Below are 17077 nucleotides of genomic sequence, written 5' to 3'. Positions count from 1 at the left end.
CGCCGGATACAGATCAGCAACGCTGATTTGGCAGCAGCGGATGATACAAGTGGCCGTCAGTCGGCGGCGCGGGGCTCCGACACCGGACGGCGCCGCGCGTCCTGCCGGTCCCCCGCGACGATCCGCACGTCGCCGAGGATGGAGTTCGCGCGCACCCGCACCACCGGCAGGCGGCGGTCCGGCTCCTGGTCGCCGACGAGCACCCGCCGGTCCCCGAGGACGGCGCGGCCGGTCATCTCGACGCGCACGCCGTCCGGAACGATGATCCGCACGTCGCCGAGGACGGCCGTCGCGCTGACCGCGACCTCGCCGCTCGGCACCTGCGCGGCGCGCAGGTCGAGCACGACGTCGCCGAGGACGGCCAGGGCTTCAAGGTCCTGGTCGATGCGCCCGGCGGGCCGCGCGTCGCAGTCGCCCATGATCGCGGTGAACCGCCGCACCACCTGGCGGGGCGCGGGCGCGGCGCCGGGCGCGCCGAGCGCGGGCAGGTCGCCGGTGACGCCTTCCAGCTCACCGCGCGTGCGCGCCGCGTAGGCCGCGGCCGTGCGGTCGGTCAGCTCCTGGAAGGTCAGCCGCCCCTCGACCGACGCGACGCGGAGCCGCTCCACGACGGCCGCGCGCTCGGCGCCGGACGCGCGGACCGGCGCCGTCCCGTCGCGCGAGGGGACCGGGCCGTGCTGCGGGGTGGGCGTGCTCATGATTCCGAAGGTATGCCCCCGCGGACGCCGGGCAATCCGCCGCGCGGACGAGATGGGGCCGCGCCCTAGGGAGGATGCCGGGGTTGCCGGAAAGAATGAACTGAGGTTCAATCCTTCCCGTGCCCTATCGGAGGACGCCCGGCGTGCAGGCGCGGCTCAGCGCGTCCCGGGACCGCGTCGTCGCCGCCGCGCTCGAACTCGTCGCCGAGCACGGCTACCGGGGCTGCTCGGTCGGCGCGGTCGCCGAGCGCGCGGGCATGGCGACCGGCAGCGTCTACCGGCACTTCCCCGCCAAGGCCGACCTCATGGCGGAGGTGTTCCGGACGGCCTCGCAGCGCGAGGTCGACGCCGTCGCCCGCGCCGCCGAACTGGAGACCACCGCCGCCGCGCGCACCGCCGCCGTCATCGAGACGTTCGCCGGCCGCGCGCTGCGCAACCCCCGGCTGGCGTACGCGCTGCTCGCCGAGCCCGTCGACCCGGCCGTCGAGGCCGAGCGCCTGGTGTTCCGCCGCGCCTACGCCGCCGTCTTCACCCGTTTCGTCGCCGCCGGGATCGCCGCCGGCGAGCTGCCCGAGCAGGACGCGGCACTTTCGGCGACCGCCCTCGTCGGGGCCATCGGGGAGGCGCTGGTCGCGCCGCTGGCGGCCGGCTCGATCGCGCCCGGGACCGTCCCGTCCCTCATCGCCTTCGCCCACCGATCGCTGGGAGTACGACCGTGACGACGCACACCGTGTTCAACCAGGTCCCCCCGCTCGTCGGCCACGACCTCGCCGACGACCCGGCGCTGCTGGCCGGGCTGGAGCGCGAGGGCGCGGGCTGGGCCGCCGGCGAGGTCCACGAGCTGGGCGTCCTCGCGGGCACCGAGCAGGCGCAGGAGTGGGGACGGCTGGCGAACGAGCACCCGCCCGTCCTGCGCACGCACGACCGCTACGGCCACCGCACCGACACGGTCGAGTTCCACCCGGCGTGGCACGAACTGATGAACGTGGCCGTCACCCGCGGCCTGCACGGCGCGCCGTGGGCGGACGGCCGTCCGGGCGCGCACGTCGCCCGCGCCGCGAAGTTCTTCGCCTGGCGGGTCGACGCGGGCCACGGCTGTCCGGTGTCGATGACGTACGCGGCCGTGCCCGCGCTGCGCCAGGCCCCCGAACTGTCCGCGCTCTACGAACCGCTGCTGACCGAGCCTGTTTACGACTTCGGGCTGCGCGCTCCGCTCGGCAAGCGCGGCCTCCTGGCCGGGATGTCGATGACAGAGAAGCAGGGCGGTTCGGACGTCCGCGCCAACACGACCACCGCGACCCCAACGGACGACGGAACGTACCGCCTGGTGGGCCACAAATGGTTCACCAGCGCCCCGATGTGCGACGTGTTCCTGACACTGGCGCAGGCGCCGGGCGGACTGACGTGCTTTCTCGTCCCGCGCGTCCTGCCCGACGGCACCCCGAACCCCCTTCGCCTCATGCGCCTGAAGGACAAGCTGGGCAACCGCTCCAACGCCTCGTCCGAAATCGAATACGAGAACGCGACGGCATGGCGCGTGGGCGATGAGGGACGCGGCGTCCGGACCATCATCGAAATGGTCAACATGACCCGCCTGGACTGCGTGATCGGCGCCGCCGCCGGAATGCGCCAGGGCCTCATCACCGCCGCCCACCACGCCGCGCACCGCAAGGCGTTCGGCTCCTACCTCATCGACCAGCCGCTGATGCGGAACGTCCTGGCGGACCTGGCGATCGAGTCCGAGGCGGCGACCGTCCTGATGACCCGCCTGGCCGGCGCCGCCGACCGCGCCGTCCGCGGCGACACCCGCGAGGACGCCTTCAAACGGCTGGCTCTCGCCGTCGGAAAATACTGGGTCTGCAAACGCTGGCCGTCCCACACGGCCGAGTCTTTGGAGTGCCTGGGCGGCAATGGCTACGTGGAAGACTCCGGAATGCCCCGCCTCTTCCGCGAAAGCCCTCTCAACGGTATTTGGGAGGGCTCGGGAAACGTAGCCGCTCTCGATCTCCTCAGAGCCATGGTGAAAGATCCCCAGACCGTCGAAGCGTTCTTCACCGAGGTGGAGCTCGCCAGCGGGTCCAACGCACACCTCGACACCGCCATCCGGCAGGCCAAGGACTCCCTCACCGACGTCGCCACCGCGGAGCTCCGCGCCCGCCGCATCGCCGAGCGGTTCGCCCTCGTTCTCCAGGCATCCTTGCTGGTCAGACACGGCCACCCAGCAGTAGCGGACGCCTTCTGCTCGACCCGCCTAGGCGGCGACTGGGGCCACGCCTACGGCACTCTCCCGCCGGGCCTGGACCTCGCCCCGATCATCGAACGAGCCACCCCCAAGATCGCCTGAACCGCAACCTCAGGGCTCGCACAAAGACCCGCGCCGGACGGGCCGGGTGATCAGGAGCACCGAGACCGCCCCGCCTGAGAACACCGGGCAATGCGATCTCCACGCGCGCTCATCGCATCTGCCCGCGTCCGGGTAACAACCTTCCGCTCGCCGATACGCCCGGCCGTCTCCCCCGCCCGCCGTTCCGGCACCGGAAGAAAAATCCCGCGCGGGCTTTAATCCGGCGGCCGGACCGCAGTCTCAACCTTCACGATGGTTCACCCCTCAGAAGGACTACACATGCCCAAGCACACCAAAGGCCGTTCCACCTCGCCCGCACAGGACTGACCGTCCGGCACCTACTGGCCCTCCAGCTCTGGGATGGCACTGAACGGCCCTTGAAACGGCGCGCCGTTCCTCGAGTTCGACCTCACATCCCCACCCCCCGGAGTCGTGAATGTTTCATCCAAAGCGAGGGCTCACCGGCCGCGTCACAGCATCATGCGGCGCGTTGATCATCGGCGCGCTGACGGCGTTCGTCACGCCCACACCGGCCACGATGGCCTCGGCCAAGGCCGCCGAGCCGCCCCGCACGTCAGCCGCCGCGCCGACCCTGGCGCCGGGTGACAGTCTGGCGCAGACCCCTCAGATGGGGTTCAACAATTGGAATGCGACCTGGTGCGGCAGGCAGTTCAACGAAGCCATGATCAAGGAAATCGCCGACCTGATGGTCTCTGGGAGGCTGAAGGACGCCGGGTATCAGTACGTCAACCTCGATGACTGCTGGGCGCTGCCCAAGCGCGATAACGCGGGCAACCTTCAAGCCGACCCGGTGCGCTTTCCCCACGGAATCAAAGCGCTCGCCGACTATGTCCACTCCAAGGGCCTGAAGTTCGGCCTCTATTCCAGCGCCGGCACCAAGACCTGCGACAGCCAGGGCTTTCCCGGTGGTCTCGGGTACGAGCAGAAGGACGCTCAACTGTGGGCCTCGTGGGGCGTCGACTACCTCAAGTACGACAACTGCAACAACCAGGGTGTCGACGCGCAAAAGCGGTACAGGGCCATGGGTAAGGCGCTGAAGGCGACCGGGCGGCCGATCTTCTACAGCATCTGCGACTGGGGCGAGAGCAAGCCCTGGACGTGGGCCGCAGGAGTAGGGCACTCCTGGCGTACCACCGGCGACATCGGCGATAGCTGGTCCAGCATGATCTCCATCGCGCACCAGAACCAGCCGCTCGCGTCCTACGCCAAGCCCGGCGCCTGGAACGACCCCGACATGCTCGAAGTCGGCAATGGCGGCATGACCGACACCGAGTACCGCACCCACTTCAGCCTCTGGGCGCAGATGGCCGCGCCGCTGCTCATCGGCAGCGACCTGCGCACCGCGACCCCGGCCGCCCTCGCGATCTTGAAGAACACCGACGTCATCGCCGTCGACCAGGACCGGCTGGGACGGCAGGGGCAGGTGATCTCACGCTCGGACGGCAAGGTGGTGATGATCAAGCAACTGGCCAACGGCGACCGCTCGGTCACGCTCACCAACGAGAACACCACCGCCGTAACGGTCGCGACCACCGCGGCCGCGACCGGGCTGCCATCGGCGCCTTCCTACAAGCTGTTCAACGTGTGGACCAAGGCCGTCTCCAGCTCCACGGGCGCGATCAGCGCCACCGTGCCCGCGCACGGCACGGTCATGTACCGCGTCTCGGTCGGTAGCGGCAGCACCGTCGGCACCGCCCGTCCGCTGGTCGGCGCCTCCTCCAACCGGTGCCTGGACGCCGGGGACGGCACTACGGGCACGAAGGTCGTCATCTCGGACTGCAGCGGCGGCCGGCAGGCGACCACCTTCACCACCGCCGGCGAGCTGCGCCTGTCCGGCGGCACGCAATGCCTGGACGCTCCCGGCACCCGGTCCGGCACCACTGTTCTCGTGTGGGACTGCCACGGCGGCGCAAACCAGAAATGGCGCTTCAACCCCGATGGCACCATTACCGGCGCACAGTCCGGGCTGTGCCTCGACGTGACCGGCGGCGACCAACCCGCAGGTAACCGCAACGGGACGCTGCTGGAGCTCTACACCTGCAACCAGGGCGCCAACCAGAAATGGTCTTTGGGCTGATCAACGCGCTGGAGCCGCCGGGCCGCGGAGGCGAGAACCGCTCCACGGCCCGGCACCAGCCCCGCGATCTACCACCCGGCCTGCTGGGCAGTGCTCGGGGACGTTAGCCCGTTTCAGGACGTCCAGCAGCTCGCGCACGTTCCCTCTCGACACAAGGATCATGACGCGTTCCGCGCCAGCGGCCAGGTCGGCGTCGGTGGTCGAGTAGACGGAAGCGCTCATGTGCGCCCGTCCGGGACCGGCGCGAAACCGCGCGGGTCAGCCGTTCCACGCGGCGGCGACCCCGGCGGCTTGGTCGGCGGCTTGCCGAATGCCCGCCTCGTAGGCGGCCCGGGGGGCGGTGGATTCGAAAAGGGCCATGGAGAACAGCTCGACCGTCGGGGGGTCCGGGCCGATCACGGTGACCTCGGCGTCACCGAGGCGGTCGATCTCCCGTTCCAGTCTGTCGGCCGGGACGAGATGGCGGAGCGGCATCATGACCACGACGCGGTCGCAGCCGGCGGCCAGGTCGGCGTTGGTGGTGGAGTAGGTGTCGCCGTCGATGTAGGCGTGCCCGTCGATCTCGGTGGGCGGGTGCTCGCTCGGCCAGCTCGCCGACGCGCGGACGGCCTGCGGCAGCGTCGCCGTCCCACCGCGCCGCCAGGCGACCCGCTCGCCGGTGTCGGCGTCCACGGCCATGAGGACCAGCGGACGGTCGGGCCAGTCCCGCACGGGCAGGCAATCGGTGATCGGATCCAGCCGGAACGCCCTCTCCCGCGTCGTCGCGCGGCGAGCGACCCGCCCGACGCGCCGCCGCCGCTCCCGGCCCGGGATCGACGTGTCGGACAGGGCGGTGACCACTTCCGTCAGCCGGGCGAAATCGGCGCTGGGGCAGCCCAGCCGGTCGGAGGCCGCGGTGACGTCCTTGATCACCGCGTTCAGATCGACGCCCGAGGCGAGGCAGGCGGCCACCTGCGAGCCCCAACCCGTCCCGACGAACACGTCGGCCGCGCCGAGATCCACTCCGGCACGGCGCAATCCCTCGACCAGACCCGCCTCCCACGGCGCCGCGACCCCGCCACCGCCGCCGATAACCAACGCCCGCCTCACGTCCACGTCCCTCCCCTCCCCGAGATGCCGTCGCCGCCCGTCCCGGTGGACGACGGACGGGATGAGCAGCGGATGCGCCGACCGGTCCGCCGCAATCCCCTCCCCGGGGCGCGGCGATGCCCCCATCGCCGCCCACGACCAGCGCTCACCCCACCTGCACCCGCCTACCCGCCGCGAAACGTCCCCGACGGCGGCGACCCTGATCAGGCCCGCCGGTATCCGCACCTGGCGCCACCGGCCCGGTTTGGCGGAGTCGGCACGCCTGCCATGGACTACCGCAACAGATCGGTGTAATCGCCCGAAGCGATACCAGTCACCAACGATGACGCATCGCATGGCAGCGGAACGATGAGATGACAGGTTGAGGATGAACGTGACGCGAGCCCTCGGAACGGCTGGAACCCACCGACGCCGACCGTTTCGACGGCCACCGGTCCTTTTGCGGCGACTGCCGCGCGCGTCGCGCACCGGCCGCCCGTCACGACTGACGACACCATGCCGCTGACCGTCCTTCTGTTTCCCTTCTTCCCGCCCGCTGGAAGCAATTTTGACCGGAGGCACGGTGCCGCCTATCACTCACCTCCTGCAGCCCGTCGGCCTGGGACCGGTGGAAAGCGATGTCTACCTGCACTTGCTTTCACACACCCAGCAGAAGGTGCCGCAGATCGCCGAAGCGCTGGGCATCGGGGAGCCGCGCGTACGCACTGCGCTGGACCATCTGACGGCCGCCGGCTTGTCCAACCGGTTGAACGGCCGCCCAGCCCGGTGGATCGCCGCACCGCCCCAGGTCGCCCTTGATGCGCTGGTACTGCAGCATCATCACCAACTCGACGAACTACGCGTCCGCGCCCGGGAACTGACCGTGCGCTCCCCAGCCCACCACCACGCGGGGCCGGCGGAACTGATCGAAGTCCTGGACGGGGCGGACGCCGTACGGCAAGCGCTGGGCATCCTGGAACTCGGCGCCCGCACGGAAGTTCTGATCATCGACAGCCCGCCTACCTGGAACGGGCGCTCAACACCAATGAAATGCAGGCGTTGGCCCGCGGCGTCAGCTACCGGACGATCTACCACACACCGGCGCTGGTCGAGCCGGGAGGGATGGAACTCCTCGACCAGTACCTCGCCGTGGGAGAGCAGGCACGTTCCCTTCCCGACGTCCGGATGAAGATGCTCATCGCCGACCGGGAGTACGCCGTCATCCCGACCAGCTTCACCAGCGACGACGCCGCGACCCGGTTGCTGATCCGTCCGTCACCGCTGTTGGACGCGCTGCTCCTGGCTTTCGAAGCACTGTGGGAGCGGGCCACCCCGCTCGGCACCGCGGCCGCGCACGCGCCCGGCGGCGACGGTACGTCCGGCGGAGCCCGGAACCAGCCGACGTCACGCGACCTGGCGATCTTGCGATTGCTGGCCAGCGGCGCCAAAGACCGGACCATCGCCCGCGCGCTCGGAATCACCGAACGCACGGTCCAGCGCCGCATCGCAGAGATCCTGCGCCTGTTGAACGCCTCCACACGGTTCCAGGCGGGAGTCCAGGCCATTCAGCGTGGATGGCTGCCGACGCAACCGCCGATCGACACGCCCGGCTCATCCCCGAGCCTGGCCGCGAGCCTCCAGACACTGATGAACCAGCCTAAAAAAATAGCGCTTTAGCACATCTGCCAGCGCCGGCGCTGCAAGAACGGTAGATTGGATAGCCGCCCCCCTGTCGACAGAAAGCGGGATGGCTTCGTACTACTACTCGCGTGGGGCAGCGCAGAACAACGCTGCCCCACGCTGAGTGCGGGGGTCCCGCGGGGCTTTAGGCGCCCTTGTAGATCTGGTAGCTGAAGGTGGTCGTCCCGAAGTTTCCGTCGGTGTCAGTGGCCTTGACGGTCACGGCGTAGGTACCGACGGTGGTCGGGGTGCCCGACAACAATCCGCTAGTACTGATCCGCACGCCGGGCGGAAGGCCGGTCGCGGTGAAGGACAGGTCTTCACCGTTGCTGTCGGTGGCCTGTATCTGCAGGGGGAACACCGTGTAGCCGGTGAAGCCGAACTGTCCGAGGGGCTTGGTCACGGTGACGGTGCCGCCCCCGCCCCCGCCGCCCTTGACGGTCCAGGTGAAGGTCACCGATCCGGTCTTGCCGACGTTGTCCTTGGCGGTCACGGTGACGGTGAAAGTGCCGGCCGTGGTGGGGGTACCGCTGATCTCACCGGTCGAGGAGTCGATGCGCAGCCCGCCGGGCAGGCCGGAGGCCGTCCAGGTGTAGGGCGCGGTGCCTCCGGTGACCGAATCCTTGACGGGGGTGATGGCTTTGCCGACCGTGCTGCTCTGGTCACCGGGGTTGGCGACGCGCAGGTCACCGGGCGGCGGAGTGACGCCGCCGGGTGTGAACGCCCCGACGCCCTTGGGCGTGCCCAGGCCGGTGGGACCGTCCCATCCGGCGCGGGCGGCGCACATCGGTGCCCCGCAGGTGCCGTTGGTGCCGGTGGTCACGTCGTTGAGCTGGCCGGTGTGGGCGTAGGGGTAGGAGGCCGGGTTGTCGTTGGCGCCCGGGGTGCCGGCGAGCGCGTACATGGCGGTGATCAGCGGTGTGGCCAGGCTCGTCCCGCCGTACTGCTGCCAGCCCGGCGCGGAGTAGGTGTCATAGATGGCCAGGCCGCTTTGCGGGTCGGCGTCGGCCGACACATCGGAGTTGGCCTTGCGCGCGCATCCGGTGCCGACCTTGGCCTGCCAGGAAGACTGTGTGCGGTAAGCCGAGCAGCCCGAGCCCGCGCCGCTCCACACCGATTCCGACCAGCCCCGGGTACTGGAGTCGGATCTGAGTGTCGTCCCGCCGACGGCCAGGGTGGACGTCGAGGAGGCCGGGTACTGTGTGCCGCCGTTGTAGCCGTTGTCACCGGTCGCGAACGCGAACAGCACGCCCGGCACCTTCCAGTGACTCTCGTACTGGCTCTGGCTGGAGTCTTCGGGTGAACTCCAGGAGTTCGACACCAGTTTGGCGCCGAGCTTCACCGCCTGGTCATCTGCGGCGTACATATTCGGGTCGTTGTTGTCGTTCGCCTCCACGAGCAAGATCTTGCAGTTCGGGCATGCCGCCGACACCGCGTCGAGGTCGAGGGTGATTTCCTCCGACCATCCCGCGTCGCCTCTGGGGTAGGAGGTTCCGCCGCGCTGGTCCACTTTGCGGAAGCAGCCGTTGGCGGTGGTGCAGGCCGGCAGCCCGTATTGCTTGCGGTAGGTGGCCAGGTCCGATTCCGCGTTCGGGTCGTCGTAGGCGTCGACGATCGCGACGGTCATGCCGCTGCCACCGCTGGGCAGACCGTAGGCCGACTGGATATCAGCGGAGCTCTTACCCGACGGCGCCGCGGGCTGCACGCCTCGCACGCCTTGCACGCTGGTCAGCCTTTCGGCCCAGCAGTTGGCATGTCCTTTCTGCACGGTCGCGCACGCGGCTTGTTCGACGGCGGGTGTGCCCGCACGGGCCACGGGCGACAGGAACGCCAGGCTCGCGACGACTATCGCCGCCAAGCCGGTCGCACCCATCTTGCGTGGTACTGACGTGGACTTCATGACTGTCCTCTCGCGGGGGGACCGTCGACCCTTTCGGGCCGCCCGCGCTGGATCTGCGCGGAAGGCAATCGACGGCCGGGGGTGACCGCTGCACCGTAAATGCACCGCCCTCGCCCGCGCACCGGCGGAAAACGACAACGTCGGCAATACGACAATCAGCGCGCTCCGCGCAATGCAGGATTCTCCGAAGAGGCGTCGTCCGCTTGGCTGAAAAGGCTGGCTCCCACAGGGGAAAACCATGCGCAAAATTGCCGTTCCAGCGAAAATATTCCTTGTGCTCTGCGCACCGACTCGCCGATGCCTCCCGCGGAGGAGCCGCCGTGTTCTCGGCAGAGCATGCGTGCCTGAGTTCCGCCCTTGCGCGGGTGGCCCTCGGAGCGGGAGCAGCGCCCGCTAGCGCCTTTACTTCCGTCGGCCGGCGGGCGATCCGGGTCGCCGAACCTGGTGCTGCCCGGCATCGGCCGGGCGGCGGGGAGGCGGCCGACCATCGAGGACGGTGTCGCGGGCGCGGTCACCGGTCGTGCCTGCGGAACGCGTCGGGCGGGTCCGGAGGCTTTGACGTCCCGATCCGGTTCCGTTAACGTCAATAACGTTATGAACTATAACGAAATGGGCGAGGGCGGGCCGCCGGACCGGCTCGGTGGATCGACGGGCTTCCTGCTGGCGTGGGTCTCGGCCCAGGCGGGCGAGCGGTACGGCGCAGCGCTCGCGGCCGAGGGCCTCAACGCCCATCACGTCGGCGTGCTGACGCTCCTGACCGGCGGCCCCATGCCCCAGTCGCGGCTCAGTGAGCGCCTCGGCGTGTTCAAACCGGCCATGGTCGGCATCCTGCGGGACCTGGAAGGCATGGGTCTCGTCCAGCGGTCGCCGCACCCCACCGACCGCCGCGCGCTGGAAGTCCATCTCCTCCCCGAGGGGCGACGGCGCGTGCAGGCGATCGAGGCCGTCAACCAGCGCGTCACCGACGAGTTCTTCTCCCCGCTCACGGCCGGCGAACGCGACGTCTTCCACCGGCTGCTGACCAAGCTGGCCGGCCGGCCACCGACCAAGGAGTGACCATGCGCCCAGCACTGCAGCGACGGCTGACCCTGACCGCCGTCATCGGGCTCGCCTACTGGCTGTTCGGCAACCTCTACGAGGCCGTCGTCTTCTCGCCGAACTGGGTCAACGACAGCCCCGACCAGTTCCGCCGCATCAACGCGTTCTTCTCGACGACCGGCCCGACCCTCTACTTCGTCCCGCTCACGATCCTCCCGCTCGTGCTCCTCTGGTTCCTGTGGTGGCGCAACCAGGACCCCGCACTCGCCCCCGACTACCGGCGGGCCGGAATCGCCGCCGTGCTCCTCGCCGCGCTCAACGCCCTCATCGTCTCGACGGTCATCCCGCACATGTTCGGCTCCGACGCGCTCTCCCACCCCGGAAACCTGAACACCGCCGCATGGGAATGGAACATCCTCAACGTCGTTCGGATGATCCTCACCGCCACAACGGCGTCCTTCGGATTCGCCGCCTTCCGTAAACTCGACAGACACTCCACCGGACACCCCGGCGACGCGGCGTCATAGCAACCGGTGCCAGCCCCTGCACGTCGACGGCGGCTGGCTCCTCCTGAACCCGCGCCGACCTGGCTGCAGCCGGAGAGGACGGGCGTCCGTCCCACGAACCGGCTCCAGCCCGTCAACGCGCGCCACGATGAGCCGCAACCGGTCGAGCGGCCCGACCTCGAACCGGACATCGTGCCGATCTGGCAACCCACCGAACGTCTCCCGCTCCCACCGCTGCGCCTCGAACGGCGACCACTGCGGCGGTGCGCTCCTGCACCGTCACGCAATCCCTAAACGCCGTCATGAACGAGACCTGGCTTCTTCCGCGCGGAAGGGCCCCTCTTAATAGACGGACGGGTCCGCCGCCGATTACAGCCGACAGCCGCCGAAAACTTGAAACGCCTGCGAGCTTCTTTGTCGGCACGCCGCGAGGTTGTCACTCGACTTGAGAGCCGCGCCGCCCCGGACTCGTGTTGCGCTCAATCCGCCCTGCTCCCTTGTTTAGTTCAGATGTCGAATACATACTCCCGAACACCATCCCGCAATTCCGTTTTCCCACTGCGTGCGCAGCGCACACCCGGTGCTTGCCCGGCGGCAAGAGCCCGTGCATCTGCCGCCGTCGCGGGGCGTCTGGAGGTTCGATGATTCCGCACTGGACAAAGACCGTTCGCTGGACGAGTTTCATCTGCGCCCCGCTGCTGCATCCGCTGCTGGGCGCGGGGGTGGCGGACGCGTCCGCGGCCCCGGCGCCGCACGGCACAATGCTCCCCCGCCCCGCCAGCGGCGACCACCGCCTCGGCGCCTGGGCCGCCGTCACCGGCAGCGTCCCGGGCGCCACCGGCAAGAACGCCGTCAAGCTCGCAGGCGCGGCGGGAAAGAAGTTCGCGCAAGAGCGCGCCACCGCGCAGCGACAAGGACGCGTCAGCGCGCAGGCCGTGCTCCACCGGGACTGGGGCGCCTACCCGCCGGTCAACGCGTCGAACGGCATGATGGCGACGCAGAGCATCCTTCCCGACAAGCCCATCGGCGGCGGCGACTTCCTCTACGCTCCCACCGCCAAGTCGACCGGCCATTCCTGCATCGAACTCACGACCGCCTACCACGGCGCGGGAGCGGTCCTGTGGGCCTGGGACTGGTGCGGGCAGCCCGGAGCGGCAAAGACCGTCCGCATGGACGCCGCCTTCCGCGCCACCTACACCACCACCGTCAACAGCCGGCCCGCCTACACCATGAGCCAGGTGCGCTCGAACACCGCGCGCAACACCTGGACCGTGTACCTGTACAACTACAAGACCCAGTCCTGGGACACCTTCTGGAGCCAGTCCGGAACCGACAAGACCAACTATTCGTTCGGCTGGAACACCTACGAGATCTGGTCGAACACCAACCCCTCCACCGGCCACGGCTACTTCTGCGACGCCACCCGCAACACCACCATCGAAAGCAGCGACATCCAGATCTACGCCGGCAAATGGACCCCGGCCACGGCGGCCAACGCCCCGCTGTCCTCCCGCCCCCCGGCCGGCTCCTCGTACAACTGCCCGACACTGAACTTCGCCGTCGTATCCCCCAACAACGACTGGACCGCGACCAACCGCTGAAACACTCACCGGCCCGCGCCCACCCTAATTACGAATCGTTCCCGGGCCTGTTCACCCGGCTACCAAATCACCTCGGCCCGAATCCCCGGAAGAACCGCCACCTGGCACCCTGCCGAGCACCTCGACGGCCACCCCGCACGCGTCGCCGCCGTCGAGGTCAATGCCGACTGGCGCCGTCAGGGTCAGCGCCTGCGCGGTGTCCGGGGTGAACTGTCGGTGGTGGGCGTGACAATGGCGCCATGACCAGGACTTCGGGCATGGATCCGGTAGTTGCCGGGATCGCTGATGAGGTCGCGTACGCCGCTGCCGTGCAGACCGCCGTCTCCGCCTCGGCGGCGTACTACGGCACAGGGACGTCGGCGCTCGATGACGACGCCTTCGACCGGCTGGTGCGCGGGATCGCCGCCTACGAGAGTGCTCACCCTGATCAGGTGCTGCCGGATTCTCCGACCGGGAAGGTCGCCGGTGGGGCGGTGGTCGGGGATGTGCCGCACACGGTGGCCATGCTGAGCCTGGACAACGTGTTCCACGCCGATGGCTTGGCAGCGTGGGTCGCGGGTCTGGAGCGGCGGATCGGGCGGCCGGTCGCGCAGTGGAGTGTGGAGCCCAAGCTGGACGGCCTGGCGATCTCCGCCCGGTACCGCCAGGGCCGGCTAGTACAGCTGGTCACCCGCGGCGACGGCGTTGCCGGGGAGGACGTCAGCCACAACATCGGTGCCGTCGCCGGGCTGCCCGAGCGGCTCGGCGAGCCGGTCACGGTGGAAATCCGCGGGGAAGTGCTGATGACCCGGGCGCAATTCGAGGCGGCGACCGCTTCGCGTGCCCAGGCGGGCGGTGTCCCGTTCGCCAATCCGCGCAGCGCCGCCGCCGGTTCCCTGCGCGCCAAAGACCGTGCCTACGCCGTGGAGATGACGTTCTTCGGGTACGGCGCTCTTCCCCTGCCCGGCGGTTCTGGGTGGGGCGCCGGGACCGAGCCCGCGCTGGCGGCGCGGCTGCGGGAGCTGCCGCACAGCCAGGTCATGGAGCTGGCCGCCGGGTGGGGCGTGCAGACCCCGGCCGCGATCGCGGGCGCCCCGGCGGTGTGCGGCACGGTCGAGCCGCTCGTGCAGCGGGTCGAGGCGATCGCGGCACTGCGCCCAGAGCTGGAGTTCGGGATCGACGGCGTCGTGGTCAAAGCGGATCTGGCCGCCGACCAAGCCGACGCGGGAGTGTCGTCGCGGGCGCCGCGGTGGGCGGTCGCCTACAAGCTGCCCGCCGTGGAGAAGATCACCACGCTGCTGGCGGTGGAGTGGAACGTGGGCCGGACCGGGATCATCGCGCCGCGCGCGGTGCTGGAACCGGTCGAAGTGGACGGCGTGGTCATCACCTACGCCACCCTGCACAACGCCGGTGACATCGAACGGCGCGGACTGCTGCTCGGCGACAAGGTGACGGTCTACCGCGCCGGCGACGTCATCCCACGGGTCGAAGCTCCCGTCGCGCACCTGCGCACCGGCGCCGAGACCCCGATCGCCATCCCCGGGGTGTGCCCGCATTGCGGGGATGCGATCGACACGTCGCAGAAGCGGTGGCGGTGCGTGCGCGGCCGGGCGTGCACGGCGGTGACCTCGATCCGGTACGCGGTGGGCCGCGACCAGCTCGACATCGAGGGCCTCGGCGAGAAGATCATCGACCAGCTCGTCGCCGCGAGCCTGGTCACCGACTTCGCCGACCTGTTCACTCTCACCCGCGAGCCGCTGCTGGACCTGGACCGCATGGGCGCCACCAGCGCCGACAACCTGCTGAACGCCATCGAGGCGGCCAAGACCAAGCCGCTCGGCAAGGTGTTCGCCGCACTCGGCGTCCGCGGCACCGGCCGGGCGATGTCGCGGCGCATCGCCCGCCACTTCGCCACCATGGACAACATTCGCGTCGCCGACGCCGCCACGTTTCAGGACGTCGAGGGCATCGGACCGGAGAAGGCCCCGGTGATCGTCGCCGAACTCGCCGAACTCGGCCCGCTGATCGACAAGCTGATCGCGGCCGGTGTGAACATGGCCGAGCCCGGCGCCACTGCTCCGGCCGAGCGCGCCGCCGCCGAAACCGAGTCGCCCGGTGAGTCGGACCCCGCGCCGGCCGATGGTGGCGGCGGTCTGCCGCTCGCGGGCCTGACCGTGGTGGTCACCGGCGCGATGACCGGCCTGTTGGCCGACCTGTCGCGCAACCAGATGAACGAGCTGATCGAGCGGGCGGGCGGACGCGCGTCGTCCTCGGTGTCGGCCAGGACCAGCGTCCTGGTGGCAGGCGAGAAAGCCGGGTCCAAGAAGGCCAAAGCCGAGCAGCTCGGCATCGAGGTCCTCTCCCCCGCCGCGTTCGCCGAACGCCTCACCGGCCTGCTGTAATGCCCGGGTTGCACCACCAGACCAATGGGCTGAGGCGGCACAGGTGAACGAGGGCATCGGCACGTACGTGTACTGGTCCCAGCGCACGATCCAGGCGACGGCCGAATGCAACGGCATTCAGTTGACCGACCGCCGGAAGGGGTCGATCGGGTTCAAGCTCGGCCCGCTGCAGTCCACGCTGAAGACACGGGAACGGGTGACGCGCGACCGGCTGCGCGAGGCCCAGCGTCTCGCGGCAGGGCTCGGCGACGCCGTCACCCGAAACCTGGACGACCCCGAACCCGTCATGTTCGTTGCCGGGGCGGGAGGCTTTGAGTTCGCCCGGTTCGACGATCGGCGCCCCGACGGCATGAGGTCCGCAGTCGTAGTCGAGCCCGCAGCCCCCGGACATCTTCTCCGTGGCGAGCTCCAGCACCGCGCGGGCGATGACGGGGGGCGCGGTCGATCTGTTTCCGCATCTCGCCCCAGGTCACTGCGGAGGTCTTGACCGAAAGGTACAGGGACTTGCGGACCAGGTAGAGCACCTTGCCGGGGACGCCGAGCGTCGGGCCGCGGGGCGGGCGATGTGCGTGCCGATCTGTGGCGGGCCGCACGCGGCGGGCTGGAGATGGCGACCGGCAAAGGCCGCTTTCCCGTGCCGAGTTGCATTATCACCGGTTGACAACGTCCCGGGATTCGTTGTTCAGGCTGGCATTGTCCGCGTCGAGTGTCGTGCTTACCGTTGTGGTCGGCGATGGCGAGCGCGAGGAGCAGTGCGTGGGTCGCAATTTTTCGGCTATCGATGAACAGAAGTCTGGTTTTTGTCACTCAGGTCCTCCAGACAATTACTTTCGGCCATTCGCATGGCGGTCGTGCCGCTCGCCGGACAGGGCGCACGGCGCGAGCCGTCGCCGCGGGGTGACTGCGTGACCCTCGACTTCACAAGCGCCGACGGCCTGCGGCTGCACGTTCATGAATGGCTGCCGAGCGGTGAACCGCGCGGCATCGTTCAGTTCTCGCACGGCATGGGCGAGCATGGCGGGCTGTATTCCGAGTTCGCGGCCGAGTTGACCCGTCACGGTTACGCTTTCTATGTCCACGACCACAGGGGCCACGGCAGGTCCGCGCAGAACGGTTTCGGCCATCTCGGCGTGGACGGCTGGAATCGCCTGGTCTCCGACCTGCGCGCGCTGGCCGAGACCCTTCACCGCCGTCATCCGCGCCTGCCCCTCGTGCTGATCGGTCACAGCATGGGCTCCTACGCCGTTCAGCAATTGCTGCTCGGCCATGCCGATCTGCTGGCCGGCGCGGTGCTGATGGGAACCACGGCTCTGGACGGCCTGGCCGCCCGGCTGGAGCACGAGTCCGATCGCCTCGGCTTTTACAATGCTCCCTTTCAGCCCGTCCGCACGCCTTTCGACTGGCTCAGCCGTGATGCGGCCTTCGTCGACGCGTTCATCGCCGATCCGCTGTGCGCCGCATCGCTCGACGGCGACGGTCTGAAGGACATGTACGCCGCCGCGCCGCGGCTCGCCGCCCCGGCCACCGGCGCGTCCCGCATCCCGCTGTGCGTGATGGTCGGCGACCAGGACCCGCTCAACCTCGGCCTCACCCTGTCCGACCTGCTCGTGCGGCGGTACCGGCGAGCGGGGCTCACCGACATCGTCTACCGCACCTACCCGGGCGCGCGGCACCACCTGCTCAACGAGACCAACGGCGACGAGATCACAGCGGAACTCATCGCCTGGATCATCCGCGTGACCGGCTGAAAAGGAGAACCGCCA

13 protein-coding genes and 1 pseudogene are annotated in these 17077 nt (G+C 69.6%); 11 read left to right on the top strand and 3 right to left on the bottom strand.

The genetic code is table 11. The features are described 5' to 3' along the window. Positions 1-56: 56 nt before the first annotated feature. Positions 57-698, bottom strand: a complete 642-nt coding sequence (locus BTM25_RS26315) for a DUF1707 domain-containing protein (protein ID WP_103565750.1) — start codon at positions 696-698, stop codon at positions 57-59. A 119-nt stretch (positions 699-817) separates the two neighbouring features. On the opposite strand from BTM25_RS26315, the gene BTM25_RS26310 reads away from it, so the two are divergent. The 3 genes from BTM25_RS26310 to BTM25_RS26300 all read left to right on the top strand — a co-directional run bounded on the left by BTM25_RS26310 (position 818) and on the right by BTM25_RS26300 (position 5140). Further along, complete coding sequence (locus BTM25_RS26310) at positions 818-1417, top strand: TetR/AcrR family transcriptional regulator (protein WP_103565748.1); 600 nt, start codon at positions 818-820, stop codon at positions 1415-1417. Next, positions 1414-3042 carry an acyl-CoA dehydrogenase family protein gene (locus tag BTM25_RS26305; protein ID WP_103565747.1) on the top strand — a complete coding sequence of 543 codons (1629 nt, stop codon included), beginning with the start codon at positions 1414-1416 and terminating at the stop codon, positions 3040-3042. The genes BTM25_RS26310 and BTM25_RS26305 overlap by 4 nt, the downstream gene beginning before the upstream one ends. Positions 3043-3532: 490 nt before the next feature. Then, entirely contained in the window at positions 3533-5140 is a 1608-nt protein-coding gene (locus BTM25_RS26300) for a glycoside hydrolase family 27 protein (protein WP_205648281.1), read from the top strand. A gap of 258 nt (positions 5141-5398) precedes the next feature. Here BTM25_RS26300 and BTM25_RS26295 read toward each other — a convergent pair whose 3' ends face one another. Continuing rightward, on the bottom strand, positions 5399-6235 hold the full coding sequence (locus BTM25_RS26295) for a patatin-like phospholipase family protein (RefSeq protein WP_235828684.1): 837 nt from the start codon (positions 6233-6235) through the stop codon (positions 5399-5401). A gap of 556 nt (positions 6236-6791) precedes the next feature. Between BTM25_RS26295 and BTM25_RS31000 the strand changes: the two are divergent. Both BTM25_RS31000 and BTM25_RS30080 read left to right on the top strand, forming a co-directional pair. Beyond that, positions 6792-6953 (top strand): annotated as a pseudogene (locus BTM25_RS31000) (helix-turn-helix domain-containing protein); the annotation flags it as partial. A gap of 305 nt (positions 6954-7258) precedes the next feature. Then, positions 7259-7885, top strand: a complete 627-nt coding sequence (locus tag BTM25_RS30080; RefSeq protein WP_235828678.1) for a helix-turn-helix transcriptional regulator — start codon at positions 7259-7261, stop codon at positions 7883-7885. Positions 7886-8033: 148 nt separating this feature from the next. Here BTM25_RS30080 and BTM25_RS26285 read toward each other — a convergent pair whose 3' ends face one another. Beyond that, positions 8034-9788, bottom strand: a complete 1755-nt coding sequence (locus tag BTM25_RS26285; protein WP_205648278.1) for a putative Ig domain-containing protein — start codon at positions 9786-9788, stop codon at positions 8034-8036. Positions 9789-10382: 594 nt separating this feature from the next. On the opposite strand from BTM25_RS26285, the gene BTM25_RS26280 reads away from it, so the two are divergent. From BTM25_RS26280 to BTM25_RS26255, 6 genes are all read left to right on the top strand, one after another. Next, complete coding sequence (locus tag BTM25_RS26280; protein ID WP_205648277.1) at positions 10383-10844, top strand: MarR family winged helix-turn-helix transcriptional regulator; 462 nt, start codon at positions 10383-10385, stop codon at positions 10842-10844. A 2-nt stretch (positions 10845-10846) separates the two neighbouring features. Further along, a complete protein-coding gene (locus BTM25_RS26275; RefSeq protein WP_103565743.1) occupies positions 10847-11353 on the top strand; it encodes a hypothetical protein in 507 nt (168 codons plus the stop codon). Between the two features lie 620 nt (positions 11354-11973). Further along, entirely contained in the window at positions 11974-12933 is a 960-nt protein-coding gene (locus tag BTM25_RS26270; RefSeq protein ID WP_103565742.1) for a carbohydrate-binding protein, read from the top strand. Between the two features lie 239 nt (positions 12934-13172). Then, on the top strand, positions 13173-15314 hold the full coding sequence (gene ligA / locus BTM25_RS26265) for an NAD-dependent DNA ligase LigA (RefSeq protein WP_235828676.1): 2142 nt from the start codon (positions 13173-13175) through the stop codon (positions 15312-15314). Between the two features lie 43 nt (positions 15315-15357). Further along, positions 15358-15801 carry a hypothetical protein gene (locus BTM25_RS26260; protein WP_103565739.1) on the top strand — a complete coding sequence of 148 codons (444 nt, stop codon included), beginning with the start codon at positions 15358-15360 and terminating at the stop codon, positions 15799-15801. A 418-nt stretch (positions 15802-16219) separates the two neighbouring features. Beyond that, positions 16220-17062: an alpha/beta fold hydrolase gene (locus BTM25_RS26255; RefSeq protein ID WP_235828675.1), complete on the top strand. Its 843-nt coding sequence runs from the start codon at positions 16220-16222 to the stop codon at positions 17060-17062. Positions 17063-17077 lie beyond the last annotated feature (15 nt).

Origin of the sequence: Actinomadura rubteroloni, from assembly GCF_002911665.1 — a bacterium.
GTDB classification, from domain to species: Bacteria; Actinomycetota; Actinomycetes; order Streptosporangiales; family Streptosporangiaceae; genus Spirillospora; species Spirillospora rubteroloni.
This window is presented reverse-complemented; position numbering and strand designations above follow the sequence as displayed.

What these genes read in the sequence shown, in the direction of transcription:
- BTM25_RS26285 (WP_205648278.1), bottom strand. Translation starts at nt 9,788, where the DNA reads ATGAAGTCCACGTCAGTACCACGCAAGATGGGTGCGACCGGCTTGGCG.
- BTM25_RS26270 (WP_103565742.1), top strand. Translation starts at nt 11,974, where the DNA reads ATGATTCCGCACTGGACAAAGACCGTTCGCTGGACGAGTTTCATCTGC.
- BTM25_RS30080 (WP_235828678.1), top strand. Translation starts at nt 7,259, where the DNA reads ATGCAGGCGTTGGCCCGCGGCGTCAGCTACCGGACGATCTACCACACA.
- BTM25_RS26275 (WP_103565743.1), top strand. Translation starts at nt 10,847, where the DNA reads ATGCGCCCAGCACTGCAGCGACGGCTGACCCTGACCGCCGTCATCGGG.
- BTM25_RS26280 (WP_205648277.1), top strand. Translation starts at nt 10,383, where the DNA reads ATGAACTATAACGAAATGGGCGAGGGCGGGCCGCCGGACCGGCTCGGT.
- ligA (WP_235828676.1), top strand. Translation starts at nt 13,173, where the DNA reads ATGACCAGGACTTCGGGCATGGATCCGGTAGTTGCCGGGATCGCTGAT.
- BTM25_RS26315 (WP_103565750.1), bottom strand. Translation starts at nt 698, where the DNA reads ATGAGCACGCCCACCCCGCAGCACGGCCCGGTCCCCTCGCGCGACGGG.